Origin of the sequence: Roseibacillus ishigakijimensis (assembly GCF_016595415.1) — a bacterium.
Classification (GTDB): Bacteria; Verrucomicrobiota; Verrucomicrobiia; order Verrucomicrobiales; family Akkermansiaceae; genus Roseibacillus; species Roseibacillus ishigakijimensis.
Genome location: NZ_JAENIO010000005.1, coordinates 106,934 through 132,534 on the forward strand (window position 1 = coordinate 106,934; position 25,601 = coordinate 132,534).

Below are 25,601 nucleotides of genomic sequence, written 5' to 3' on the forward strand. Positions count from 1 at the left end.
TTGAGCCCAGGCGGAAGGATTGCCTCCGGAATTAGAACTCTTTGTCTGCGAAGACGAACCACGAGACCAGAGTGTAGGTGACGAGGTAGGCCACAGCCAATCCGGTGACCTTTAAGGCAACCAGTGGCGGGATGGCTAACCCAGCAATGGCGGCATCCGCGAGTCCGAAAATTGATAAATCGGGGAAAATGAGGGAGAGCAGCTGCACGGCGGCCTTGCCTAGAAAAGAGTCGCCAAGGTTGGTTGTCTCCAGCCAATACTCGCGGGCTTGTCCCATGAAGAAGCCAATGAAGTAGACCAGGATGGTGCTGATGATGGTGAACAACGTCGAGGAACTGAAAGTGGAGATGAGCAGGGCGACAGCTGCAATGACGGCGGCTTCCAAGAAAATGCTCAGGATGCCGAATTGAAGGGAGAGGGTGGGTCCGTGTTGGCGCACTTCGGCAACTTCAATGGCGATATCGGCCTCTGAATAGCCATGGCTCTGCAAGAAGGCGACGCGCTCTGCTTCGACGATTCCGGTGCGGTGGTGGAGGACCGCACTCATGAGAAGGTCCATGGCCGCCAGTGCCACGAAGGTCAGCATGAGCACCCCTAGCAATTTGCCGATGACGTAGTCCAGTCGTGGAACCGGCTTGCAGAGAATGGTGTAGAGAATGCGGTCCTCCAAGTCGCGTGGGATGAGCAGGGCGGTGGCGGCGAGCGAAAAGATGATCGCGAAGAGCTTCATCAAGCCAATGGTGCCCGACTTCCAGAGCCGAAGCTCCTCCGCCGCCACCGCTTCCGGTCCCATGTGGTGGGGGAGGCGAAAGAAGTTGAGGGCGATGGCGAGGACCACGAAGATGGCGAGAAAGTAAAAGACCTTCATCCGCACAAGCTGGGTGAAGGTGCCAAAGGCGATGGTGGTGATGCGGTGCACGGCGCAAGCTAAACCCAAGTGGGCGCGGAGTTGAATGGAAATTCGAGGGGGAATTGCGCTTCTCTCCTTATGGTATGACCACCAGGCGGAAAAAGGACCCCGAGGGCGGCCCTGCGGTTGGGGCTTGACCCCACGCTCACCCGCCCTCGGCGACGTCGTTAATCTCTGCGGGGTGAGGGGAGGGCACAAAAAAGCCGGGCCTCTTGCGAGACCCGGCTTTTTAAAAAGTGGAAAGACGAGGACTTACTTCTTCTTGGCCTCTTCGCGCTCCTTGGCATCGGCGATCACTTTGTCGGCGATGTTTTTGGGGCAAGGGGCGTAGTGGCTGAACTCCATGGAGAACTGGCCACGACCGGAAGTCATGGTGCGGAGGTCACCGATGTATCCGAACATCTCGGAGAGAGGGGCATCAGCCTTCACCCGGACGCCGGTAGGAGTGGGGTCCTGGGTCTTGATCATGCCGCGGCGGCGGTTGAGGTCGCCGATAACGTCACCGATGTGATCTTCGGGAGTGAAGACGTCCAGCTTCATGATGGGCTCCAGAATCTGGGGGCCGGCTTTCGGCATGGACTGGCGGTAGGCGGCTTTGGCGGCGATTTCGAAGGCCACGGCCGAGGAGTCCACCGCGTGGAAGCCACCGTCGGTGAGGGTGACCTTGATGTCGAGGAGGGGGTAGCCGGCCAAAGGTCCGCGGTCGATGGAGGTCTTGAAGCCTTTCTCAATAGCGGGGAAGTATTCCTTGGGCACGTTACCACCGACCACGGTGGATTCGAATTCGAAGCCGATGCCGGGCTCGGCAGGCTCGATGGTGTAGTCGATTTTCGCGTATTGACCGGAACCACCGGACTGCTTCTTGTGCGTGTAGCTGTCGGTGATGGCTTTGGTGATGGTCTCGCGATAGGCCACTTGGGGAGCGCCCACTTTGACCTCGACGCCGTGTGTCTTCTTGAGAATGTCCACTTTAATGTCGAGGTGAAGCTCGCCCATACCTTTGAGGATGGTTTCGCCGGAGTCCTCGTCGGTTTCGACGCGGAAGGAGGGGTCTTCTTTCACCATCTTGCCGATGGCGACGCCGAGCTTCTCGGCTTGTCCCTTGTCCTTGGGCTCGACGGCGATGGAGATTACCGGATCGGGGAAGACCATGGGCTCGAGGGTGGCGGGGTTGTCCTTGTCGGCCAGAGTGTGACCGGTCTGCACGTTCTTGAGACCCACGAAGGCCACGATGTCACCAGCTTGGGCTCCTTCCAGTTCGTTGCGGTCGTTGGCGTGCATCTCCACGATGCGGCCGATGCGCTCGGTCTTGCCTGTGAAGGTGTTGAGGACGGTGTCGCCCTTGTTGAGTTTGCCGGAGTAGACGCGCACGAAGGTGAGGGCACCGAACTGGTCGTCCATGATCTTGAAGGCCAGGGCGCGGAAGGGGCGGTTTTCGTCAACGATGGCGAATTCGCCGGTCTCGTTGCCTTCGAGGTCCACTTCGGGCTGGGGCTTCACTTCGGTCGGGGAGGGGAGGTATTCCACCACACCGTCGAGGACGAGTTGAACGCCTTTGTTCTTGAAGGAGGAACCGCAGAAGGTGGGGAAGAAGTCGAGGTTGATGGTGCCCTTGCGGATGCACTTCTTGATGTCCTCGATGGAGGGCTCGTTGCCCTCGAGATAAGCTTCCATGAGCTCGTCGTCCTGCTCCACCGCAGTTTCGATGAGTTCGGCGCGGTATTGCTCGGCCTTCTCCTTCATGTCCTCGGGGATGTCTACGATCTCGTAGTTCTCGGGCAGGCCGGAGTCGTCCCAAACCCAGGCGTTCATGTTGAGGAGGTCGACGACGCCTTTGAAGTCTTCCTCGGTGCCGATGGGCAGAACCATCACGAGAGGCTTGGCTGCGAGGACGTTCTTGACCTGGTCCACGACGCGGTAGAAGTCGGCGCCGAGACGGTCGAGCTTGTTGACGTAAATGAGACGGGCCACTTTGGACTCGTTGGCGTAGCGCCAGTTGGTTTCGGACTGGGGCTCAACGCCACCGGAGCCGCAGAAGACGCCGACGCCACCGTCGAGAACCTTGAGGGAACGATAAACTTCGATGGTGAAGTCAACGTGGCCGGGAGTGTCGATGATGTTGAAGCGGTGATTCGGGAACTGCTTGGTGGAACCGGGCCAGAAACAGGTGGTCGCCGCCGACTGAATGGTGATCCCCCGTGCTGCTTCCTGCTCCATGAAGTCCATGGTGGAAGCACCATCGTGAACTTCGCCCAGCTTGTGAATGCGGCCGGTCAGCTTGAGGATTCGCTCGGTGGTCGTGGTTTTGCCCGCGTCAACGTGGGCGAAAATACCAATGTTTCGGTAGTGGGAAAGGTCGGTTTTGGCCATGTTCTGATAAGGTTTCGGCGGGGGGTTTGGCTGAATGTGGCGGTTTTGTCGAGTAAGGACGCTGTTTTTTGTGGAAAAAGTTCTGGTGATCAAAAAAGGGAGTCCTTCCGGACTCCCTGGGTCGTGGGTTTGGGGTAGAAGCTATTCTCTGGCGGATGGCACCCGGTAGACCCGAGACCGCTGTTTCTTCATTTGGTTCAGAATGGCGTCGAGGGTTTCCTCGATTTCACTCAACTTCTCGAGGACGGCATCACAGTCCTGACACCCCTTTTGGCAGCTTTGACAGGATTCTTTTCCGTCCTTTTTGGCATCTTCGGGGGCGCACTTCTTGCAGTCGGCCTTGTCGCAATCGCAGGACTTTCCTTTGGCGCACTTTTCGCACTCTTCCTGGCCGCACTCGCATTTGGCAGCTTCTTTTTTGGCGCCAGCCCTCAGGGCGGCGGCCCGGGATTGCGGAGGGCAGCAGGCGGCACCAGCGGCTTTGGTGGCGGCTTGGTCCTGTTTCGTTTTCTCTTTGTCCTTCGGGGTGGGCGCGGCGGGCTCTTGCAAGCCTTTGACGTGAGCCCGAATGGAGTCGGCGTGCTCCTTGGCACCTGCTTTTTCCAAATGATCGGCGGCTTGGAGAAGGTGTTCGGCTTTACTGGTGGAGCCATGATGGTCGGCTCTGAGGAAGGTCGTGGAGAGGGCGATGATGGCCAGGAGTGGACGGATGATTTTCATGATAAGGATGGGGTTGGGATGGCAATAGGAGGGGTGGTCGCCTGAATTGACAACGACCACACATCCTGACGGTCATCCCGCAGGGTTTCAAGGAAAAGAGGGAGTGATGAGGGTTTTATTCCCGAGAAGGAGATTGGCCCGGGCCCGCAGGTCGGGATAGAGAGCGAGAAAGAGCTCTTCGATTTCGCCTTCCTGACGAAGGTAGTCTTGCAGGCCTTCGCGCAGGGGAGCGAAGCGTGGCGAGCGGCGGGAGACGCGGTCCAAAGTGAGCTGGAGCCCGGGTAAAGTGGCGTAGGAGCCCAGCCAGTTCTGCTGGCGGAGAAGGGGGGCAAGGGGGCCGAAGTTGGGCCCCAACCAATCCCTTCTGCGCTCCAGGGTGTGGTGGATCCCAGCAATGAAGTCCTCAGCGGTGCCGGGGTGGAATCTTGGCCAATGGCGGTGGAGGAGGTGGTCGAAGTAGAGATCGAGCAAGATGCCGGCAAAGCGGCGGCGCTCTGGGGCGAGGAGGAGCTTGGCCGCCCGGAAGGAGGGGTGGTCGTCGGTGTGGCGGTCGAGCTGGCGGTGCATCAGGATGCCCGCGACGATTTCGGGGGCATGGCGCTCCGCGAGGGAGGCCGGGGTTCCTTTCTCAAAGTCACCGAGCAGATTCCCCACCCGGGAGGCGTCGGAGGGACCGGCCAGGGCAAGGTGAGCGAGAAAGTTCATTTTTTCGTAGGAAAGGGAAGTTCGGGCGGTCTACTTTTTGTTAGAGAGATGATGGTCTGGCTGAACGGTGATTGGAAGGCGGAAGAGCGCGCGCTCATCGATAGCCGGGATCGGGGCTTTCTCCGGGGGGAAGGGGTTTTTGAAACGATGTTGGCCCTTGGAGGGCGGGTCTTTGCTTGGGAGGAACACTGGTTGCGCTTGGAAAAGGGGGTGCGCGCTTTCGGGCTCTCCCTGCCCTCCCCGGCAAAAGGGCGCGAGATCGCCGAAGAGCTGCTCGTTCGCAATGGCTATCAGGATTCCTTGGCGAGGGTGCGGCTTCGTGTCACCCGCACCCCGGATTCCCTGCTTTTCACCGCCGAGGAGGCGGGGCTCAAGCCTGCGGTGCTGACGGCCTGGACCTCCCGCTACCGGCGCAATGAGCACGGGGCCCTGGCGGGCTTGAAGGCTCTGTCTTATGGTGAAAACTCCCTCGCGCTCGCCGAAGCGAAGAGCTCGGGAGGAGACGAAGCCCTCTTGGCGAATCTAGCCGGACATTGGTGCGAGGGGACTTGGAGCAATGTCTTTGTGGTGGAGGGGCACACCGTGCTCACGCCTCCTTTGTCCAGTGGCTGTCTCCCCGGCGTCACCCGGGCGCGGGTGCTGGCGCTGGCCCGGAGGGCTGAACTCGCCGTGCGGGAGGAAGAGCGCCCCATCGCCTTCTTGCAGGATTCGAGCGAAATATTTCTTACCAGTAGCCTCCTGGGGGTTCGTCCCTTGGGCGCGCTGGACGGGCGCCCCCTCGCGGTGGGAGCCGTGACCCTTCAGCTCGGCCAGCTCTTGGCCGAGCAGGAATTGGCGGAAACGTCGTGAAGGAGTGGTCGGAGGTCAGTGATCCCCGCTTTTGTAATACTTGCGGTAAGCGGTTGGGGACATGTGCATCACCGAGGTGAACGCGCGCGTGAAAGAAGCGTGCTCATTGTAACCGAGAGACTCCGATATCTCGCTGATCGTCATGGGGGTGGAAAGCAGGCGCTCACAAGCTGCCGCTACCTTGGAATGCAGGATGAAGCGTTTGGGGGAGGTGCCCAGGTGGGCCCGGAACCGGCGCTCCAAGGTGGAGACCGACATCCCGGCCAGTTTGGCCAGTTGGTCCACCGCCAAGGGCTCGGAGACGTGTTCGTGGACGTAGTCAATCAGCTTGGAAATCGCGCGATAGGGTGGGGGCAGGGGATGGCCTTCCCGTTGGTCGAGGCGGCGCGAGACTCCGGCCGTGCCTAAAATGACGCCCTCATGGTCGTAGAGCGGGATTTTCGATGTCATCCGCCACTCCACCCCGCCGGCCCGACGGGTCACCAGTTCCATCTTGTTGTGAATTCCTTCGCCACTCAGGGAGACTTTCTCGTCGTCCTGGCGATAGACCCGGGTCAGTTCGGGGGCGTTCACTTCCTGGTCGGTCTTACCGAAGAAATATTCCGGGGGTTTTCCCCAGAGTTCGGCGAAGGCTTGATTGACAAAGACGAAGCGGTAGGAGCGGTCTTTGATCCAAAAAATCACGTCCGGAAGCGCTTCGAACAAACCCATCGCGATTTGACCGGGGCGCATTTCTTTGACGAAATCGGAAAAGGCGGTCAAATCTTGGCTGTCTGGGGCGGGAGAGCGTTGCTTCATGTTTATAGGAGTAGAACGACAATTTCTGGTGAGATTTCACCCCTAATCTTAGAAAAAAGCGAACCTTTCCTGATTTTGACGGCATTATACACCAAGTTGCGCATTTTTGTCGTAGTGCTCGCGGGCCCGATTCGCTAGCCTGAGGGGCGCTGGCGTCCGCTCGCCTGACAAAAAACAACAAATAGAATATGTCCGAATTTTTTCCCGATGTCCCGAAAGTGGTCTACGAAGGCCCCGGTTCCGACAATCCCTTTGCCTTTCGCCATTACAATCCCGATGAAGTCGTAGCGGGCAAAACCATGCGCGAGCATTTGCGCTTCGCCGCTCCCTACTGGCACGTGATGCGCAACGAGCTTTCCGATCCTTTCGGTGCGGGCACCGCTCTCATGCCTTGGGACGACCGTTCCGATTCGCTTGAAAACGCTCTCGCCCGGGTGCCGGTCTTCTTCGAGTTCCTCGAAAAGATGGATATCGATCTTTATTGCTTCCACGACCGCGACATCTCGCCCGAAGGGGAAAGTCTGAAGCAGACCCATGAATACTTCCACCGCGTGATCGACGAGCTTGAGACATTCCAGCAGTCCAGCGGCAAGAAGTTGCTCTGGGGCACGGCTTGCCTCTTTGGTCATCCCCGCTACGCGCAGGGGGCGGCCACTTCGCCCAATGCCGACGTCTATGCCTATGGTGCCAGCCAGGTGAAGCACGCGCTGGAGGCCACCCATCGTCTCGGCGGCACCGGCTACGTCTTCTGGGGCGGTCGCGAGGGCTACGGCTCTCTCATCAATACCGACATGAAGCGCGAGCTCGATCACCTCGCCCGCTTCCTGCACATGGCTGTGGACCACGCCCGCAAGATCGGCTTCGAAGGGCAGTTCCTTATCGAGCCCAAGCCGCGTGAACCTTCCACCCACCAATACGACTCCGATGCGGCAGCTTGTCTGAACTTCTTGCGCGAATACGATCTCCTCGATCACTTCAAGCTCAACCTCGAGACCAACCACGCTACTCTCGCGGGGCACACCATGGAGCATGAAATGCAGGTGGCGGCCAATGCCGGAGCCCTCGGTTCCATCGATGCCAACCGTGGTGACGAGCTCATTGGCTGGGACACCGACCAGTTCCCCACCGATTACTACCTTGCCACCAAGATCATGGTGGAAGTGCTCAAAAACGGTGGTCTGGGCAAAGGAGGCCTCAACTTCGATGCCAAGCGTCGTCGTGAGTCCCACGATCCGACCGATCTCTTCTATGCCCACATCGGCGGCATGGATGCCTTCGCCCGCGGTCTTAAGGTCGCGGCCAAGATCATCGAGGATGGCAAGTTCAGCGACTTCATCAGCGAGCGCTACCGCACTTTCGACCAAGGTGCGGGGGCCGAGGTCGAGTCCGGCACCGCCACTCTCGATTCCCTCGATGCCTACGCCCAGGGCATTCAACCGCCCCAGTTGGAGAGCGGACGCCAGGAACGTCTTGAGAACCTTCTCAACGACTACCTTTAAGCCTCTAAAGAGCCTGTTTTAAAAAAAGAAAGCACGGAGGGTGGAGTGGAAAACCCATTAAACCACTCGCGCCCTCCGTGCTCATTTTAAGCGTTCCCGCGCTACCCGAAGGAAGCGCCGGAGCTAAAGAAGAGGCACGGAGATCGAGGTGGAAAAACCCATGAAACCACTTTTGACCTCCGCGCCATTCAAGCAACACGGCATCTAAGAGACAGCATCGCTCGTGCCAATTAAACGTCTCACAGCCGAATCTTTTCGCGAAAAAAACGCGCTTTTTTGACGATCTACCGATTTTTTCTACTTCGTTCCTCTCGGTCTCACAACTTGTAAATGCATAGTATTTAATATGTCTCTCGTTCTTGGTCTCGACTCTTCGACTCAAAGTCTCTCCGCCCTCATCCTCGATACTGCGGAGGGCAAAATTGTGGCGGAAGCCTCCGTCTCCTTTGGCAAAGACCTGCCCCAATACGGCATGCCCTCCGGTTTTCTCCCCGGCGGTCGTGGGGGCGAGGTCCACTCCAGCCCCTTGATGTGGTTGGATGCGCTGGACGCCGTTTTCCGCCAGCTGCAGCTGGCCGGGGCCCCTCTCGACAAGGTGGAAGCGGTTTCGGGCTCCGGCCAACAGCATGGCAGCGTCTACTTGAAGAACGGGTTCAACCACGCTCTTTCTGGTCTCCAGCGCGAGAAAAGTCTCGCCGACCAGCTGGCTCCGGTCCTGGCTCGTGAAACGTCCCCCATCTGGATGGATACCTCCACCACCGCGCAGTGTGCCGAGATTGGAAGTGCTCTGGGGGGCGCGGAAGAGGTCTGTCGCCGCAGTGGCTCGGTGCCCATCGAGCGCTTCACCGGCCCGCAAATCCGCAAGTTTTTCCAGACCGATCCCGATGGCTATGCGGCCACCGGGAGCATTCACCTCGTCAGTTCTTTCTTGGCCAGCGTCCTCGCGGGGAAAAGCGTGGCCATCGATACGGGAGATGGGGCGGGCATGAATCTCATGAATCTGGTTGCCAATGACTGGGACGAGGATTTGCTGGCCGCGACCGCGCCGGAGCTGCGCCGCAAGCTCCCGGCTGTCGCTCCGGCCGATACCGTGGCGGGCCCTGTTTCCTCCTATTTCACCAACAAATACAATCTCAACCCCTCTTGCCAAGTGGTGCTGTGGACGGGGGATAATCCCAGCAGTCTCGTTGGCATGGGAGCGGCCCAGCCGGGCAAAGTGGTCATCAGCTTAGGCACCAGCGACACCCTTTTTGCCGCTATGAGCGAGCCCCGCACCGATCCGCGGGGCTTTGGACATGTGTTTGGCAATCCCATGGGAGGAAACATGAGCCTTATCTGCTTCCTCAACGGCTCCCTTGCCCGGGAGGCGGTGAAGGATCGCTTCGATCTGTCCTGGGAGGACTTCGATGTGGCGGGGCTTGCCCGCAGCGAACCCGCTCTGGGCGGACGCGTCATTCTCCCCTTTGTGGGCAACGAGATCACACCCCGGGTGAATTCCACCGACTTCATTCCAGTCGGCTTTGCTGGAGAGCCCACTGCCGATGAATGGGTGCGGGGCGTCATCGAGGGGCAGTTCCTCAACATGAAGCGTCATTCCGATTGGCTGGGCGTGGAAACGGAGGAAGTTCTCCTCACCGGGGGAGCCTCCGAGAACAACGGCATTGCCCAAATTGTCGCTGATATTTTTGGAAAAAAAGTGCGCCGTCTCTCGGTGGCTGGCTCGGCGGCTCTGGGAGCGGCTTTGCGGGCTGCCGTCGCCCGGGGCGACGATCTTTCAACCTTGGAAGAGGCCTTTTCCGCTCCTGCGGAGGGTCGCGATGTCTTGCCCCGGGAAGAATACGCGACAGTTTACCGTCAACTTGAGGAAAAATTTGCGGAAGCGCTCAAGAATCGCTTTGACCTCGCGTAGTCCTCGCCCCGTTAATTGAAGCGAACTCGATAACCTGAAAAATTCTATGCCAAGACCTGTTACACTTTTCACCGGCCAGTGGGCCGACCTGCCGATTGCCGAATTGCTGCCGAAAGTCCGTGAGATGGGCTACGACGGGGTGGAGCTCGCCTGCTGGGGGGATCACTTCGATGTCCAGCGGGCTCTCAATGAAGAGGGCTATGTGGAGTCCGTCTGGGACTTGCTCGCGGCCAATGATCTTGTTTGCTACGCCATTTCCAACCATTTGGTCGGTCAGGCGGTCTGCGATAATATCGACGAGCGTCACCAGGCCATTCTCACTCCCGAAATCTGGGGAGACGGCGATCCGGAGGGTGTGCGCCAGCGTGCGGCTCAAGAGATGATCGATACCGGCAAGGCTGCCCGCAAGTTCATGGATGCCGGCAAGGATTACATGGCCAAGTTCCCGGCTGGAAGTGGCCAAGTGGTCGTCAATGGCTTCACCGGCTCCAGCATTTGGCACGCCCTCTACGCCTTCCCGCCCACCGACCAGGCTTTTTTGGAAAAAGGCTTTGTGGACTTCGCCAAGCGCTGGACGCCCATTCTCGATGCCTTCGAGCAGGAGGATGTTTACTTTGCTCTGGAGGTCCATCCCACCGAGATCGCCTTCGACATTGCTTCCGCTGCGCGCGCGTTGCAGGCGGTGGAGAACCACCCGCGCTTCGGCTTCAACTACGACCCCAGCCACCTCGGCTACCAGGGAGTGGACTACGTGCGCTTCATTCGCGACTTCGGCGACCGCATCTTCCATGCTCACATGAAGGATGCCTGGTGGGGCCATGGCGATGGCACCGTGGGCGTCTTCGGCGGCCACACCGACTTCACCAATCCCAGCCGTTATTGGGACTTCCGTAGCGTGGGGCGCGGCGATGTCGACTTCGAGGAAGTCATTGTTGCGCTGAATGATGTTGGTTATCAGGGGCCTCTCTCCGTGGAGTGGGAAGACGGCCGCATGGACCGCATCCACGGAGCGACCGAGAGTTGCCAGTTCACCCGTAGTCTCGATTTCGCTCCTTCCGATGTCGTTTTCGACTCCGCCTTCGATAAGAAAAATCAGTAGAACACTCCAAAGCAATGTCTTTTAGCGAACGAAAAATCCGCATGGGAATGATTGGCGGAGGCCGGGGGGCCTTCATCGGGGGGGTGCACCGCATCGCCGCAGCCATTGATCAGCAGGTTGAACTCGTCTGCGGGGCCTTCAGCTCCACGCCCGAGAAGTCCAAAGCCTCCGGTAAGGATCTGCTCCTCCCCGAGGACCGCTGCTACGGCACCTTCGAGGAGATGATTGAGGCCGAATCCAAGCGGCCGGTTGGTGAGCGCATGGACTTCGTGGCCATCGTCACTCCCAATCACATGCACTTCCCGGCAGCGAAAGCCGCGCTGGAGGGTGGTTTCCATGTCTTGTCCGACAAGCCTGCCACCCTCGATCTTGCCGAGGCCAAGGAGCTGAAGAAAGTCATCGCAGCCAGCGGCAAGCTCTATTGCCTGACCCACAACTACCCCGGCTACCCCATGGTCAAGCAGGCTCGCGAAATGGTCACGGCGGGCGAGTTTGGCAAAATCCGCAAAGTGGTCGTCGAGTATCCCCAGGGCTGGCTGGCCACCCGATTGGAGGCCGACGGGGCCAAGCAGGCCGAGTGGCGCACGGATCCCAAGCGCTCCGGGGCGGCTGGTTGTATGGGCGACATCGGTACTCATGCCGAAAACCTAGCCGAATACGTCTCCGGGCTCACCATTTCCGAACTCGCGGCCGATTTGACCAGCTTTGTCGACGGGCGTCTGCTCGACGATGATGGCAATGTCTTGCTGCGTTTTGAAAACGGAGCCAAGGGGGTGCTTCATGCCTCGCAAATCTCGGTGGGTTGCGAGAACAATCTCAGCCTGCGGGTCTACGGCGAAAAAGGCGGGCTCGAGTGGCATCAGCTTGAGCCCAATACTTTGCAAGTTCACCGCCTCGACAAGCCGACGGAAATCTGGCGCGCGGGTCAGGGTTATCTCGGGGAAGCGGCCACGGCCAATTGCCGCACTCCTGCCGGTCACCCCGAGGGTTACTTGGAAGCCTTCGCCAATCTCTACCGCAACTTTGCGAACCACATTCGCGCGGTGGAAGATGGCAAGGAGCCCGATGCCGTGGCCTTGGATTATCCCCGCATCGACGATGGCATCCGGGGGATGGCCTTTATCGAAGCGGTCGTCGCCTCCAGTGCGAACAACGCGGCCTGGACCGGGCTCGATTTGTGAGAGAGTCCTTTCTTTCGCTTTGACAAACCCGTGCCGGGTCCTTTTTCCCGGGCGGGTTTTTCCCTTCGAGGGGAAAGCTCCCGGCGCGCAGGCTCGTCGTTGACGGGGGACAGGTCACCTTCTAGGACTAGGCATGGCCATTGAGCGCAAGTGTCCGGCGAAGAGAGGGGTCTGCCTCATGCTGGCGGCGGCTGTCATTCTTACTTTGGGGCAGGTCGTGTCCTTCGATTTTATTTCCTATGACGACCCGATTTACGTCACTGGGAATGAGCAGGTGAGACGAGGCTTGAGCGCGGAGAGCTTGGGTTGGGCCCTCACCGGAAGTGGCCAAACCAACCTCTGGCATCCCTTGACGTGGTGGAGCCATATGTTGGATGTGCAGCTTTTTGGACTCGAGAGTGCATCCGGCCACCATGCGGTCAATTTGGTTTGGCACCTACTGGCGAGTATGGGCCTGTTTGCCCTTCTCAAAAAACTGACGGGACAGCCGCTTCTGGCGGGAATTCTGGCGTTACTCTGGGCGGTGCATCCCCTGCGCCTGCAAAGCGTGGCATGGGTGAGCGCGCGGAAGGATGTCCTCAGTGGTGCCTTTTTCTTCTGGTCCTGGTGGTTTTGGGAGGAATGGTTGCAGAGGCGGAAACGGCGTTCCTACGGGCTCTCCCTCGCCGCTTTTGCCGCGGCCGCTTTGGCTAAACCTGCCGTGGTGCCGCTGTCAGTCATTCTCTTTCTAGTCCAGGCCTTGCGGGAAGGCTCCTTATCCCAATCTTTCAAAAAATGGGTCGGGCCCGTCCTCCCCTTCTTTCTCACTGCCCTAGTGGTCTCGGCGTGGACCCTTTTTTTACAGAGAACGGGTGGGCACGCCGGGGTAGCGGATTCCTTACCTGTTGGTCAACGCGTCCTCCTCTTGCCCTATACTTTCTGGTGGTATCTGGAGCATTTTCTTTGGCCGGGAGAACGCATTCTCTGGATTTACCCGCCCGATTCTTTTTTCCAACAGGGGATCAAGCCTCTTCTGGCTTTGGGGCTTCTGGCCGGCTTGGTTTACCGTTGGCGTCTGTATCGAATCGTTTGGTGGGGGGGATTGGCATTTGTTCTCCTCTGGCTCCCGGTAAGCGGTCTCATCCCGGTCAGCTTTTACATGGTTGCTGACCGCTACTCCTATTTGCTTCATGCCGCGCTTGTTCTGGCGCTTGCCCCGCTGGTGGCCAATCTGGCTGGCAAGGGTCGGAACTGGTCGCGGGGAATCCATCTGGGGCTGGGTCTCCTGGTGGTTCTTCTGGCATTGGTCGCTTGTTGGCAAGCTCGTCTCTGGCGCGATAGTGAAACCCTTTTTGTCCACGAGCGGCGGGAAAATCCCCGCAGTTTGCTGGCTCCCATTCACCTGGGAGCGGAGAGGATGAGGGAGGGACGCTGGGAGGACGCATTCAGACTTTTTGAGGAAGCTCAGGAGATAGATCGCAACTCCGGCTTGGCGGCAACGAATGCCGGCGAGGCGCTGTGGAAGCTGGGGCGAAAGGAGGAAGCGAAGAAGTGGCTCGTGGCAGCGGGGCAAAAGAGCATTCTTCACAATGAGCGGCCGTTCCGTATTCTCGCCCAGATTGAGCTGGCAGATGGGGTAGGCCTCAAGGCGCTCAGCGCGCTGGAAGCCGGTTTGCAGCGATTCCCCGGTTCCGTCCCCTTGCTCTTGGATCGTGCTGCTTTGCAGCTGGGCTCCTTGAGGGATGTCCAGAGCGCTTTGCAGAGCTATGAAGCGGTCCTGCGTCGCGAACCCCGGAATGCCGATGCCTTACAGGGTCAAGCGGTCTGCTTGATCGAACTGGGGCAAGTGGAGCGGGGACGAGCACTCTTGCAGCAACTTCTCCACAAGCACCCCGAACGGACGGCCGTCCGGCGCTACTTGCAGGAACAGTAACGAAAAAAGCCTTGGCGAACTTTGGAAAGTCCGCCAAGGCCTACAGAAATGAATTCTTGTTCAAAAAACTAGGACTTGCGTCGGCGACGCATCGCGAGAAGCAGCGGGCTCATCCCGAGAAGCAGGGTGGAGGGTTCGGGAATGGGAGAGAAAGTGTCGTAAGAGGCTCCGGTGTTGCCGACGTTGATGTTATCGTTGATGTCGATACCAAGACCTGCATAGAGGGAGGAGAGAGACTCCAGATTCGAACCTACGGCAGGCGAGCTTCCCGAGGCCACATTCTCCCGACCGGCAAGGTAGGTATACTCCGGCGTGGATTCACTGCCGATATATTGGAAATACTCGTCCGCTGTGAAGTTGGCAGTGACATCGCCAGCAGCATCGAAGGACAGCCCAAGGTCAAAGAGATAATAGGGTTGCACTTCGGTGAGACTGGGGTCGGCATAGCGAAATTGGGCCGCCCCGAAATCATAGAGAACGGTGCCGGCTTCATCTCTCAGCTGGAGATCCACACTCAGCGTCCCACTATCCAACGAGACGGTGCCTGCGGTGGGGAAGGTCAGGTCATAGGTGTCGCCTGACTTGGTCCAGTCGGTTTCGATGCCGGTGAGGTAGAGAGAATCGGTGCTGGTGAAGTAGGTGCCACTTCCCATGGAGGCAGTGTTGATCAAACCAATTTGGAAGACCAGATTCTCGGCGGTATAGGTTCCGGGACCATCAAGTGAGTTTCGTCCTCCATTACCGGGTCCCCAAGCCATCGTGTAATTGTAGGTGCCGCCGGCCGAAAGATCCGCTTGGGATCCGGTAAAGCCCACGAAAGCCTCGTGATTGGAGCCTCCGCCACTCAAAAACTGAGATTGAATGCCCATCGCGAAACCCGCCGCAGCAGTTTCGCCTGCGGAATTGAGTCCGCGACCACCAAAAACCCCGTTGACCGCGCTAGCCTCAGAGTTGGTCGGAGTCGTGCGGTTTCTCACAAAAAAATCCCGGTCGACACTGTCGTCTGAGAAGGCGTAGGTGTAGTCAAAAGTCGTTTGGCCTTGTGCAAGATGACCGAGCGGCAGGGTGGCCAGAGCCAGTAGAGTCAGTTTACCAGCTGTCGGGAAAGGGCGAGTTGTTGTATCCATGGGGAGGAAAAGAATTCATATGATGGGCTGCCCATTAGGGAATGGACTCAAAGAACCACCGGTCTATCTGTCTCAAAATTGCTTTCTAGTTGCAAGCCTTATAATTTGTTGCTTCTTATTTTTTGTTACTGATTTCTCTTTTTGTGTTAGTTGGATTGGGGTGATGTTTTAAATTTCTTGAGCGTTGATTCTATTACGTCTGCTATTCCGATTTCGGGAAAAGCTTCTTCCAAATTTCGAGGGCGCCGCGAATTTGGTCTGCTTTCCGAGTGGGGGAGAGTTCCCAGGTTAGGGGAGACTCCGGAGGGAAAAAGCGCAGAAGATCGCGGTAGTCGAGCTCGCCCAAGAAGGGCACGCGGTGATCGCGGGCCGGCCATTCCACGTCGTGCACGTGGGCTCCGTAGAGATAGGGCTGCATTTTGCGCAGCCAGTCGGCGTGCTCCAAGAGACCGAGGTTGTGCTTCAACTGCACGTGGCCGAAGTCGTGCCAGTAGACAACATGTGGGTGGTCGGCAAAGCGTTCTTGCAGGGCCACCATTTCGCGCTCGGTGGGCATGTCCTCGTATTTGGAGCGGGATTCCACGGCCAGCTTCAGATTCAGCTCCGCCGCCCGTGCGGCGATGGTTTCGAGGGCCCGGCAGGCGCGTTCGAAGTAGAGGGGGCCGTGTTTTTCCCGCTTTTTGATGCACTTGATCTTGTGTTTGACGTAGGCCGGGCTGTCTTGTTGGCCGTCTTTGACGAGGGAGGTGAGTTGGCCGGTCCACTTTTTGTGCGGCATCTGTGGGATGGAGCCCATGTGGAGGACCACGTAGGAGGCTTCGAACTCGGCGGCGATATCGAGGGTCTTGAGCGTCATGTCCATCGCCCGCTGGCGTTCGTGGGGCCGGTGGGAGGTGTATTCGTAGGCGTCGGGGGCGTCGATCATCACCTCGGTGGGGGAGGGGAAGTAGTTGTGGACGCCGACGCAGGTGAATTTGCCTTCCCGGTAGGCCTTTTGCAGGCCGGGGAGCTTGGCGATGGTCATGCCGTGGGAGAGCTCGAGGTGGTCGAAGCCGAGCTCGAGGATTTCATCGACCATGGCTTCTCCGTCACTGTGGCGGGAATTGTTCCAGCAGGTGGAAAACGCTAGCATTGGAGCAGCCTCACCCAGCGGCGGGGGCAGGTCCAGCGGGAAGGGAGGGAAAGCGCGGGGAAAGGTCGTCAGCGGGCATCGACCTCGATGTTGTCGATGAGGCGCACGGGGCCATAGAAGGCGGCGATGGCGAGGAGGGCGGGCTCGTTGACGCTGGCGAGAGGTTGCAGGGTGGCGCGGGAGACGAGTTCCAGATAGTCGAGGCGAAAGCTCGCGGGAGCCTCCTGGAGCTGGGCATGGGCGGCGGCGAGATATTTTTGCGGAGAGCGCTCTCCGGTGACGGCGAGGTTCTCTCCCGCGAGGAGGGCCCGGCGCAGGCGGGGGGCATCCGCTCGGTCGGCGGGGGAGAGGTTGCGGTTGCGGGAAGAGAGCGCGAGACCGTCTTTTTCGCGAAAGGTCTCGGCTCCGATGATCTCGATGGGCACCGAGAGGTCGCGCACCAGTCGGCGGATGATGGCCAGTTGTTGGTAGTCTTTTTTGCCAAAAATGGCGCAGGTGGGTTGCACCAGGTTGAAGAGCTTGAGCACGACCGTGCAGACACCGTCGAAGTGTCCCGGGCGGGTTGCTCCGCACAGGTGGCGGGCGAGGCGGCTTTCCAGCACTTGGATGGAGTGGTCCGGGGCGTAGAAGTCTTCTCCCCGGGGGCAGAAGACGTGATCGACGCCTTCCTTTTGGCAGAGCTCCAGGTCTTCGCTGAGGGTGCGGGGGTAGCTCTGCAAGTCCTCCGGGCGGTCAAATTGCAGGGGATTGACGAAGATGGAGGCGACGACATGCCCCTTCTCGCCCACCGCTGCGCGGGCCTGCTGGAAGAGGCTGAGATGACCTTCGTGCAGGGCCCCCATGGTGGGGACGAAGGCGACTGGACGGCTCCAGTGCGCTCGTTCTGCACGGAGATCGGCGGAGGAAGTGGAGGTAGTCATGACAAAATGGGAAAATTTAGGCAAGCGACGGGCAAGGAGGCGTTAAAAGGGAAGCAGAATCGTTGACGGACGGCAAAAAGCCCGCCAACGTCTGGCGACGAGACAAACGTCTACCCCATCGAGTTTATGAAAACAGGATTTTTCTTTGCCGCATTGTTCGCTCTTCTTTCCTTCGCCCAGCTTGGAGCTCAGGACCTGAAGGTTGCCACCGTGGATATGAAGCGCCTTCTCAAGGATTACTACCGCACCGAAGAGGCCCAGCAGGAGTTGAATGAGAAGCAGGCTCTCCTGACCAAGGCCAACAATGAGAAGCAGCAGGAAATCCAAGAGCTGGAAGAGGAACTCAACACCCTTCGCAAGCAGTTCGAGGACCCTTCTCTCAACGAAGCGAAAAAGAAGGAAATCTACGATGAAATCCAGCGCAAGCAAAACGATGGCATCGCGATGACCCGCTCCTTGAAGGAGTATTTGGACCGCAAGCGCCGTCAGGTGCAGGACGAGATGCAGCGCCAGATGCGAGGCATTTTGGAAGAAATCTCCCAGCTCTTGGAGGAGAAGGCGAAAGCGGAAGGCTATGACTTCGTCTTTGACAAATCCGGCAACAGCACGACCCAGGTGCCGGTCGTTCTCTACTCCAAGGACACTTTCGATATCACCGAATCTCTTCTGACCGAGTTGAACAAGGACGCTCCGGCGGAGTAACTGGAATCCTGAGCTTGTTATTTTTCGTGAAGCTGACCGTTTCCGAAATCGTCGCCCTCTGCGGAGGGCGTCTTCGTGTCGGGGATCCCGAATTTTCTGTGAGTGGCTTTGCTGCTCTCGATGAAGCGGGGCCGACAGACTTGAGCTTTCTGGGCAACGAAAAGTATCTCCCCGCCTACCGAGGCACCGCTGCCGGAGTGGTGTTGGTCGTGGAGCAAGCTCCCGTGCCCCGGGAGGGCATTGTGCTTATCGATGTCGCCAACCCTTCGCTGGCTTTTAGCCAAGTGATGGAAGGGGCCTCTGCCAAGCGCCCTTTTGCGGCGGAGATTCATCCCACGGCCTTTGTCCACCCCACGGCGGAAGTCGCTGGCGTGATGGTGCGGGCCCATGCCGTCATCGAGGAGGGCGTGCGCATCGGCGTGGGTAGTGAAATCGGTCCGGGCACGGTGGTGGAACGAGAGGTTGAAATCGGGAGTGATTGCCTTCTCCATGGCAATGTGGTGATTCGTGAGCGCTGCCAGCTCGGCAACCGGGTGGTCGTGCAACCGGGCGCGGTTATCGGCTCGGAGGGCTACGGTTACGAGACCGTGGACGGGCGCCATCGGGCTATCCCTCAAGTTGGCATCGTGGTTCTGGAAGACGAGGTCGAAGTGGGTGCCAACACCACCATCGACCGGGCTCGCTTCGGCAAAACCTTGATTGGAGAAGGCACAAAAATCGATAACTTGGTGCAGATCGGTCACAATGTGACGATTGGCAAACACTGTCTCATCGTGGCGCAAACGGGGATTGCGGGGAGTTGCCGCATCGGCAACAACGTTACTATCGCGGCCCAATGCGGGATCGCGGGTCATCTGGAAGTCACCGACGGTGTCGTTCTGGCGACGCGGTCAGGGGTTCCTGGCAGTGTCACCAAGCCGGGTGTTTACTGGGGAACGCCTCCCATCCCTTTGCGGGAAGAGAAAAAGCTGGTCGTTCTCCGCAGTCAATTGCCGAGCTTTAAGAAAGAGCTCAAGCAGTTGCGCAAGGAGGTCGATGAGCTGAAAAACTAGCTTGCCAGCGAAACTTCCTTTGGGTTTGCTAGAGGTAATGAAAACCTCTATCGGCTATTTGCTGGGCCTGTCTCTTCTGGGGGCGGGTGTGGCGCAGGCGGTCACCTACGCTATCGACATCGATTCCACCCGTTTGAGTGGCGGCGATACTTCCGGGGTCATTGATACCGCGCCGGGCTTTGCTTCCCTGGATGCCACCAATGGCGGGTCCGCTGCGGTGGAGGTCAACGGCATCAATTTCCAGCTCTTTACCGTGGGCGGGAACGCTTCCCGTTTGCGTCCTGCCTCGTCCACAGGAGCAGGGGGCACCGCGACTGCTCTCACCCGGGATTTTGTCTTTGAAGATGGCGGCTCGGCAGCAGTGGGGATCCTCATTGGAGGGGCTGGCGATTTGCCGGTTGGGATTTATCGCGTCGAAGTTTGGGCCTGGGACGCGGATCCCAATTCCATCTCTCCCGTCATTGTCGCAAGCCGGAGAAACAACGCGGAGACCATCCACACCGAGTCCTTCGGCTCCCACGCAACAGATCCGTTTGTCTTTGAATTGGAGAGCGACGGGGTAAGCGCCTACGATATCTTCGTGCGCGAGAACAGCGATTCGAATCGGGCCCGCCTCAATGCCGTTCGCATCACGACTATTCCCGAGCCCTCCAGCCTCGTGCTGGGTTTGGGCGCTCTGCTGGGAGCCCTGGGGGTGCGGAGACGGCAGGGCTAGCGCAGCGAATACTCGTAGCCGGGTTCCGGGATGATGGCGGTCATTTGCGGAGCCCGTTGTGCAAGCTCCCGCTCGAACCAGCGGGAAGCCTCGAGGTCGCCATGGACGAGAAAGACCTGTTTGGCCCCGGAGGCCAGGATGAAGTCCAGCAAGAGCTCCCGGTCGGCATGGCCGGAGAACTGGTATTCCTCCACCTGGCACCGGAGAGGCACCGGCTCCCGGCGCTCGTCGAGGGAGATGGCGTCTCCGGTGGAAGCTTGCCTGATGGCGTAAGAGGGAGTGGAGGGGTCCGAGTAGCCGACGAAGTGAAGGGAATTGGCCGGATTGGGGAGAAACTGGCGGGCAAATTTGTTGGACACGGTGTTTTCCGACATCATACCGCTGGAGAGCGCATAAATAGCGCCCTCTTGATAACGAATGGGCACTGACTTGCCCCGACGCCGGGTGCCGGCTCGCAGCTCCATGTCGCGCAGGATGCGGAAGTCCGGCCGCTTGCGATTGGCATTGCTGGCATAGCGATCGTAGATGGTGGTCATCTTGGTCGAGAGCCCGCCAATGGTGACCGGGGCGTCCGGAAGCTCACCCGCCTCCTTGGCATTCTGAATCATGGTGAGAACCTCCTGGGTCTTTCCCATCGCAAAGACCGGAATCAAGGCCGAACCCCGGCGATGGATGGTTTCGGTCAAGTCGGCAATCAGGCGGGCCACTTCGGCCTCCCGGTCGAAGGTGGGGTCGGAGGGGGCATTCCCGCGGGTGGTTTCCACGATGAGAGTATCCAGTGGTCCCAGGTCGGAAAAGTCGGCCCCTTTGATGAGGCTTTGATCGGTGAACTGCACGTCCCCGCTGTAGAAAATCCGTTGACCGGCCCCTTCGAAGAGAATGCCAGCGGAGCCAAGCACGTGCCCGGCATCGTAAAAGGTGGCGGTCACTTCTTCATCGGCCAAGGCGGCGAAGGAGCGGCGGTAGGGATAGCCTTGCCAGACTTGGGAGAGGTCGTCGAGGTCCCCGTGGGTGAAGAGAGGGTAGTCGTCGATGGCCAGTTCTTCGGCCTGACTGGTCATGACGTTGACCGAGTTGTGCAGGAGAGCCTCCGCCAGATCGACCACCTCCGGGGTCATGTAGACGCGGGCCCGGGGCTGTTCCTGCTGGAGGACGGGGAGGGTGCCGATGTGGTCGAGATGGGCGTGGGAAATAAAGATGGCATCCACGCTGTCCGGTGCCAGCAAATCATAGCGGGGAAGGGCCTCGGCCCCGTCTTGTTTGGGATGCATCCCCGCGTCGATGACAAGACTCACCCCGCCGATTTGTAATTGATACGAATTGGCTCCAATTTCAGGTGCGCGGCAGAGACTGCGCAGGGTTACGGCATCAGACACGATTGGTTTCTGGCGTTTCCGCAGGGAAAGGGGAAGACAGCTTTGGGTCATGGGGGCGATTTCGGGCTTTTCGAGTTCGCCCGAGAGCGGTAGCAAAGGGCATGGAACCACTTTACGAAGGCAAGGCCAAGCGTCTCTACACCACCGACGATCCGGAAGTTCTCCGCATGGAATACAAGGACGACGCCACCGCGTTCAACGCGGAGAAAAAGGCCGTCTTTGAAAGCAAGGGGCGGCTGAACAAGGCCATCACCCTCCTTCTTTACAACATGTTGGAGAAAAAAGGGGTGCCCACTCACCTTGCGGCCGATGGGGATGAGGTGAATTTGATGGTCAAAAAAGTGGAGATCCTGATGGTGGAGGTCATTGTGCGCAATGTGGCGGCGGGGAGCTTTTGCCGCCGCACGGGGGTGGCCGAGGGCACTCCCTTCCAGCAGCCCATCGTGGAGTTCAGCTACAAGTCCGATGAATTGGGCGACCCCTTGATCAACGACGACTATGCTCGCGAGATGGGCCTGGCTACTGAGGAGGAATGTGCTTTTTTGAAAAAGCAGGCCCTTGTCGTCAATGAAGTCCTCATCGACTTCTTTCAGAAGTGCGGGCTTCGCCTCATTGACTTCAAAATCGAATTTGGCCGTTTGTCGTCGGGAGAAATCGTGCTCGCCGATGAGGTCAGCCCCGATACCTGTCGGCTGTGGGATGCGGAAACCGGCAAGAAGTTGGACAAAGATCGCTTTCGGCAGGACCTCGGTGATGTCATGGAGGGCTATCAGGAAGTCCTCCGTCGGATCACCGAGGCGGAATGAGGGCGGGGAGGTTTAGTCTTCCGCCTTTGCTTGCGTAGGCTCGGGGCCGAGGTCCGTTCGCATGGTGTAGTTGTCCTGGAGGGAGGTCACCTTGTAGGGAACACGGCTCTCGGCGGTGTCTGCCGCATAGACGAAGAATTGCTGGCTGCGGTTGCGGCTCTGTTGGAGCAGAGTTTGCAGACAAGGCCGCACCCCTCCGCCAGCTTGCGAGTAGAGGATGGCAAACTCGGCGGAAGCTCCGCTGGGAAAGGCGAGAGAAACCGGTTTGCCGGGGATGGCGCTCACTTTCTGATCGGCGAAGGCGATGCCCATGGTTTGTCCCGTCAAGTTGAGAACGCGCACGGAGCTGTCGTTGGCATTGTCGGGGAGGAAAAGGTGGCGGGGCTTGAACCAGTCCTCGCCTTTCAAGCGCCACATCACCAGCAGAGTGCGCGGGTAGTCCGGCAGGCGGGAGGAAAACCAGGTTTCGCCCTCCTCATTTTTCAGGGTCAAGACCGGAACTTCGTCCCCGACCTTGAACTGGCGGCTCTCCGACAAGCGGCCGAGCTGGAGGCGAAAGCCCGCCTTCTCATCCGTCGTGTTGAGACCAGTCACCATCACGCTGGCAGGTGGGATGGAACCCTCGGGTGGATCCAGCTCGTAGCGAACGCCATTACGGATTTCCTGCTCAAAGGGGGGCGCATCTCCCAAGCAGAGAACTCGCAGGCTGCGATATTGAACCTCCTCTTCGCCAAGGAGTGAGGTGAGGGTGGCCAGCAGGATTCCTAAAAAAAGAGCTTTTTTCACGGGCCAGAAGTTCCGTTTCCCCTGCGGGAGCGGGAACCAAATTAAAGTGTCAATTTCGACACATGAATAAGGGCTTGTGACGGAATTTGTATCAAAATTGTCACATTTGCGAGCTATGATGAAGTCTTGGCCCGTGCCTTGTTCCCGGCCACATGAGCAAGCACCCCTGTTGTCGCGCCGGACGAGCCGTCTTGGTTCTTTCTTTGTCCCTTCTCCTGAAGGGTCAGGGCCAGGACCTGAAAAATCTGGTCCATCAGCGCCACACTCATCATCACAATGAGAAGCACGCCACGGTTCCCGCGAGTGAAGATCGTTTCTTCACCAATCGCGAGGGAGCCGCTCTCGAGCTCACCAATGAGGAGCCTATGTTCACTTTCGCCGTATTCGGTGACCGCACGGGAGGCCCGGACTCGGGGGTCAATATTCTCGCCGATGCGGTCCGTGATGTGAACTTGCTGGAGCCGGATCTGGTGATGACGGTCGGGGACCTCATCCAGGGTTACAACACGACTGCCGACTGGCTGCCCCAAATGCGGGAATACAAGGGCATCATGAACAATCTGATCTGTCCCTGGTTCCCGGTTGCGGGAAATCATGATGTTTACTGGCGGGGGGACGACGCGCCCCTGGGTCAGCATGATGAGTCCTATGAGACCCATTTTGGGCCTCTCTGGTATGCCTTCGAGCACAAGGATTGCTTTTTCATTGTCCTCTACTCGGATGAGGGGAATCCGGAAACCAACGAGAAGTCCTTCGGCAATCCCGAGAACCAGAAAATGTCTGAAGAGCAGTTCACTTGGTTGCAGGAGATGCTCGCCAAGGCCGGGGACAGCAAGCACGTCTTTCTTTTCCTCCACCACCCCCGGTGGATTGGCAACAACTACGGTGATGACTGGGGGAAAGTTCATCAGGAGCTGGTGAAGGCTGGCAATGTCTCTGCCGTGTTTGCGGGCCATGTGCACTACATGCGCACGGATGCGAAGGATGGAATCGACTATGTGACCCTCGCCACGACAGGGGGCCATCAGTCAGGCGCGCTTCCCTCCGCTGGTGCGTTGCATCACTATCACGTCGTCACGGTGAGGGAAAATCAGGTCGGAATCACGGCCTATCCCGTTGGAGAGGCTCTCGATGTGCGGGAGATTACGCCGGATTTGTTGGCCAAGCTGCGCACCGTCGCGGGAGCCGGAGTCGTGCCAAGCCCGAAAATCACGGTGCAAGCCGACGGGGTGGTGGATCAAGTGGTCGAGGTCGAAATCAGCAATCCCGTGGACCGGGCCCTGCAGGTGAATCTCTTTCCGCAGAGCCGGGACAACCGCTGGCGCTTCTCCCCCGACCACGAGCACCTTTCCATCGCGCCCGGGGAGACTGGTCTTGTTGAGTTCCGGGTCACCCGCTCGGCCGGTATTCTCGACGAAGCCTTTTCTTCCCCCGTCTTGTCGATGGAGGTCGAGTATCTCACTGATTCATCTCGCTACCCGCTGCCTGTTCGCGAGATTCCCCTCCCTTACACTTTGTCCGCCCCTTGGTTGGAGAAAGAGAACCACGCCATCGACCTCAATGGCGTCGACCAATATCTCTCCGTGGCCTCTTCCCAGTTGAACTATCAATCGGAATTGACCGTGGAAGCTTGGTTCCAGGGGCGGAGTTTTGACTCCCGCACGGGTCTGGTTTCCAAAGCGGAGAGCTCGGAATTCGGTCTCTTTGTGAGTGACGGCCGCCCCGTTTTCTCCATTCGCCTCGGTGATTCCTACCTGAGCGCACGGGCTGCCCAGCCGATGTTGCAGGCCAATGAGTGGCACCACTTGGCAGGGGTGTATGACGGGAAGGAGGCCCGGCTTTATCTCGATGGTGTTTTGGTGGAGTCGGCCACAGGTGAGGGAGAAAGGGTGCCCAATAATCTGCCCCTCATCATCGGGGGAGACGTCGATCGTCGCGGACAAGGAGGATCTCTTTTCAATGGGCTCATCGATGCGGTGCGGATTTCAGATTCCGTCCGCTACCAAGGTGCAGAAGTCGCGCTAGGGGAGACTTGGCAGAGCGATGAGAACACTCTTCTCCTCCTCGATATGAATGTCGAGGTCGATGGCTCTCTCTACGATCGGTCCAGTTATTCCGCTCATGCCCGCATTCACGGGACGCCCCGGCAACAAAAGGTGATGCCTGAAGCCGCCGGAAAAACTCAATAAACATCGAACTCATCGAAATATGTCTTTATCTTTAGAAATTGCCGTCTCTCTTTTTATCGTGGCCCATCGCGGCGCTTCCGGTGATGCTCCGGAAAATACCTTGCCTGCCTTCGAGTTGGCCTGGGAGCAAGGAGCGGACGCGGTCGAAGGGGACTTCCATCTCACCAAGGACGGACACATTGTCTGCATCCACGACAAGGATACCGCCCGAGTGGCGGGGAAGAAGCTGGTGGTGGCCGATTCCACTTTGGAAGAATTGCGTGAGCTGGAGGTCGGCTCTTGGAAAAGCCCGAAATATGCCGGTGCCCAGATTCCCACTATTGCAGAGGTGCTGGAAACCGTGCCCAGCGAGAAGGCTATCTATATCGAAGTGAAGTGTGGGCCGGAGATTGTGCCCGCCCTGAGCAAAACCTTCGAGGAAACCGATTTGGAACCCGAGCAATTGGTCGTTATTTCCTTCAACGCGGACTTCGTCAAGCAGTGGAAATTGGCCAAGCCCTCCTGTCGCACAATGCTGTTGGTGGCCTTTGATAAACGTCGTCCCCGCCTGACTCCCTCGGTGAAAACCGTGCACGAAATGCTCGCGGAGACCGGGGCCAACGGGCTCTCCACCAATATCCACCCCGCAATCGACGATAAGTTTGTGCAGGACCTGAAAGAGGGCGGATACGAATATCACAACTGGACCCTGAACGAGGTCTCGAAGGCTGCCAAATACCTCAACCTGGGCTCCCTTTCGATTACCACTGATTTTCCCGCCACCATTCGCCAAGGCTTGCAAAAGCTCACGAAGGAATGAGGGGGAGTCAATTGAGATAACTTGAGTAGAGAGAACCTGAAAGAG

Annotated in this window: 22 protein-coding genes; 12 read left to right on the plus strand and 10 right to left on the minus strand. The window is 58.7% G+C overall.

The genetic code is table 11. The annotated features are described in order from the left end of the window. Positions 1-31: 31 nt before the first annotated feature. From JIN78_RS03380 to JIN78_RS03395, 4 genes are all read right to left on the minus strand, one after another. The gene (locus tag JIN78_RS03380) at positions 32-937 is read right to left on the minus strand and encodes a hypothetical protein (protein ID WP_200390523.1); all 906 of its coding nucleotides are present in this window, start codon (positions 935-937) and stop codon (positions 32-34) included. A 225-nt stretch (positions 938-1,162) separates the two neighbouring features. Beyond that, positions 1,163-3,280, minus strand: coding sequence for an elongation factor G (gene fusA, locus JIN78_RS03385; RefSeq protein WP_200390524.1), 2,118 nt, complete (start codon positions 3,278-3,280; stop codon positions 1,163-1,165). Positions 3,281-3,421: 141 nt separating this feature from the next. Further along, complete coding sequence (locus JIN78_RS03390; protein WP_200390525.1) at positions 3,422-4,000, minus strand: hypothetical protein; 579 nt, start codon at positions 3,998-4,000, stop codon at positions 3,422-3,424. 87 nt (positions 4,001-4,087) lie between these two features. Beyond that, entirely contained in the window at positions 4,088-4,705 is a 618-nt protein-coding gene (locus JIN78_RS03395) for an acyl carrier protein phosphodiesterase (protein WP_200390526.1), read from the minus strand. A gap of 48 nt (positions 4,706-4,753) precedes the next feature. On the opposite strand from JIN78_RS03395, the gene JIN78_RS03400 reads away from it, so the two are divergent. Beyond that, a complete protein-coding gene (locus JIN78_RS03400; RefSeq protein ID WP_200390527.1) occupies positions 4,754-5,554 on the plus strand; it encodes an aminotransferase class IV in 801 nt (266 codons plus the stop codon). A gap of 15 nt (positions 5,555-5,569) precedes the next feature. On the opposite strand, the gene JIN78_RS03405 is transcribed toward JIN78_RS03400, so the two are convergent. Further along, positions 5,570-6,352, minus strand: a complete 783-nt coding sequence (locus JIN78_RS03405) for an AraC family transcriptional regulator (RefSeq protein ID WP_200390528.1) — start codon at positions 6,350-6,352, stop codon at positions 5,570-5,572. 188 nt (positions 6,353-6,540) lie between these two features. Between JIN78_RS03405 and xylA the strand changes: the two genes are divergently transcribed. From xylA to JIN78_RS03430, 5 genes are all read left to right on the plus strand, one after another. Beyond that, positions 6,541-7,851, plus strand: coding sequence for a xylose isomerase (gene xylA, locus JIN78_RS03410; RefSeq protein ID WP_200390529.1), 1,311 nt, complete (start codon positions 6,541-6,543; stop codon positions 7,849-7,851). Between the two features lie 346 nt (positions 7,852-8,197). After that, on the plus strand, positions 8,198-9,760 hold the full coding sequence (locus JIN78_RS03415) for a xylulokinase (protein ID WP_200390530.1): 1,563 nt from the start codon (positions 8,198-8,200) through the stop codon (positions 9,758-9,760). Positions 9,761-9,806: 46 nt separating this feature from the next. Beyond that, positions 9,807-10,859, plus strand: a complete 1,053-nt coding sequence (locus JIN78_RS03420) for a sugar phosphate isomerase/epimerase family protein (protein ID WP_200390531.1) — start codon at positions 9,807-9,809, stop codon at positions 10,857-10,859. 14 nt (positions 10,860-10,873) lie between these two features. Further along, positions 10,874-12,040: a Gfo/Idh/MocA family protein gene (locus JIN78_RS03425; protein WP_200390532.1), complete on the plus strand. Its 1,167-nt coding sequence runs from the start codon at positions 10,874-10,876 to the stop codon at positions 12,038-12,040. Between the two features lie 133 nt (positions 12,041-12,173). Next, entirely contained in the window at positions 12,174-13,952 is a 1,779-nt protein-coding gene (locus JIN78_RS03430) for a tetratricopeptide repeat protein (RefSeq protein ID WP_200390533.1), read from the plus strand. A gap of 68 nt (positions 13,953-14,020) precedes the next feature. On the opposite strand, the gene JIN78_RS03435 is transcribed toward JIN78_RS03430, so the two are convergent. From JIN78_RS03435 to panC, 3 genes are all read right to left on the minus strand, one after another. Beyond that, the gene (locus tag JIN78_RS03435; RefSeq protein WP_200390534.1) at positions 14,021-15,079 is read right to left on the minus strand and encodes a hypothetical protein; all 1,059 of its coding nucleotides are present in this window, start codon (positions 15,077-15,079) and stop codon (positions 14,021-14,023) included. A 202-nt stretch (positions 15,080-15,281) separates the two neighbouring features. Beyond that, on the minus strand, positions 15,282-16,211 hold the full coding sequence (locus JIN78_RS03440) for a sugar phosphate isomerase/epimerase family protein (protein ID WP_200390535.1): 930 nt from the start codon (positions 16,209-16,211) through the stop codon (positions 15,282-15,284). A gap of 68 nt (positions 16,212-16,279) precedes the next feature. Further along, positions 16,280-17,131: a pantoate--beta-alanine ligase gene (panC, locus tag JIN78_RS03445; protein ID WP_200390536.1), complete on the minus strand. Its 852-nt coding sequence runs from the start codon at positions 17,129-17,131 to the stop codon at positions 16,280-16,282. 126 nt (positions 17,132-17,257) lie between these two features. Here panC and JIN78_RS03450 point away from each other — a divergent pair, with 126 nt between their 5' ends. The 3 genes from JIN78_RS03450 to JIN78_RS03460 are packed head-to-tail and all read left to right on the plus strand — an operon-like array spanning position 17,258 to position 19,600. Next, on the plus strand, positions 17,258-17,833 hold the full coding sequence (locus tag JIN78_RS03450; RefSeq protein ID WP_200390537.1) for an OmpH/Skp family outer membrane protein: 576 nt from the start codon (positions 17,258-17,260) through the stop codon (positions 17,831-17,833). Positions 17,834-17,859: 26 nt separating this feature from the next. Then, entirely contained in the window at positions 17,860-18,885 is a 1,026-nt protein-coding gene (gene lpxD, locus JIN78_RS03455) for a UDP-3-O-(3-hydroxymyristoyl)glucosamine N-acyltransferase (RefSeq protein ID WP_200390538.1), read from the plus strand. A gap of 37 nt (positions 18,886-18,922) precedes the next feature. Next, on the plus strand, positions 18,923-19,600 hold the full coding sequence (locus JIN78_RS03460) for a PEP-CTERM sorting domain-containing protein (protein WP_200390539.1): 678 nt from the start codon (positions 18,923-18,925) through the stop codon (positions 19,598-19,600). On the opposite strand, the gene JIN78_RS03465 is transcribed toward JIN78_RS03460, so the two are convergent. Continuing rightward, a complete protein-coding gene (locus tag JIN78_RS03465; RefSeq protein WP_200390540.1) occupies positions 19,597-20,976 on the minus strand; it encodes an MBL fold metallo-hydrolase in 1,380 nt (459 codons plus the stop codon). The genes JIN78_RS03460 and JIN78_RS03465 overlap by 4 nt on opposite strands. 101 nt (positions 20,977-21,077) lie before the next feature. Between JIN78_RS03465 and purC the strand changes: the two genes are divergently transcribed. Next, on the plus strand, positions 21,078-21,782 hold the full coding sequence (gene purC / locus JIN78_RS03470; protein ID WP_200390541.1) for a phosphoribosylaminoimidazolesuccinocarboxamide synthase: 705 nt from the start codon (positions 21,078-21,080) through the stop codon (positions 21,780-21,782). 12 nt (positions 21,783-21,794) lie between these two features. On the opposite strand, the gene JIN78_RS03475 is transcribed toward purC, so the two are convergent. Further along, positions 21,795-22,568 carry a hypothetical protein gene (locus tag JIN78_RS03475; RefSeq protein WP_200390542.1) on the minus strand — a complete coding sequence of 258 codons (774 nt, stop codon included), beginning with the start codon at positions 22,566-22,568 and terminating at the stop codon, positions 21,795-21,797. A gap of 152 nt (positions 22,569-22,720) precedes the next feature. Here JIN78_RS03475 and JIN78_RS03480 point away from each other — a divergent pair, with 152 nt between their 5' ends. Next, complete coding sequence (locus JIN78_RS03480; RefSeq protein WP_200390543.1) at positions 22,721-24,757, plus strand: LamG-like jellyroll fold domain-containing protein; 2,037 nt, start codon at positions 22,721-22,723, stop codon at positions 24,755-24,757. 19 nt (positions 24,758-24,776) lie between these two features. Beyond that, entirely contained in the window at positions 24,777-25,556 is a 780-nt protein-coding gene (locus JIN78_RS03485; protein WP_200390544.1) for a glycerophosphodiester phosphodiesterase, read from the plus strand. Positions 25,557-25,601: the final 45 nt, after the last annotated feature.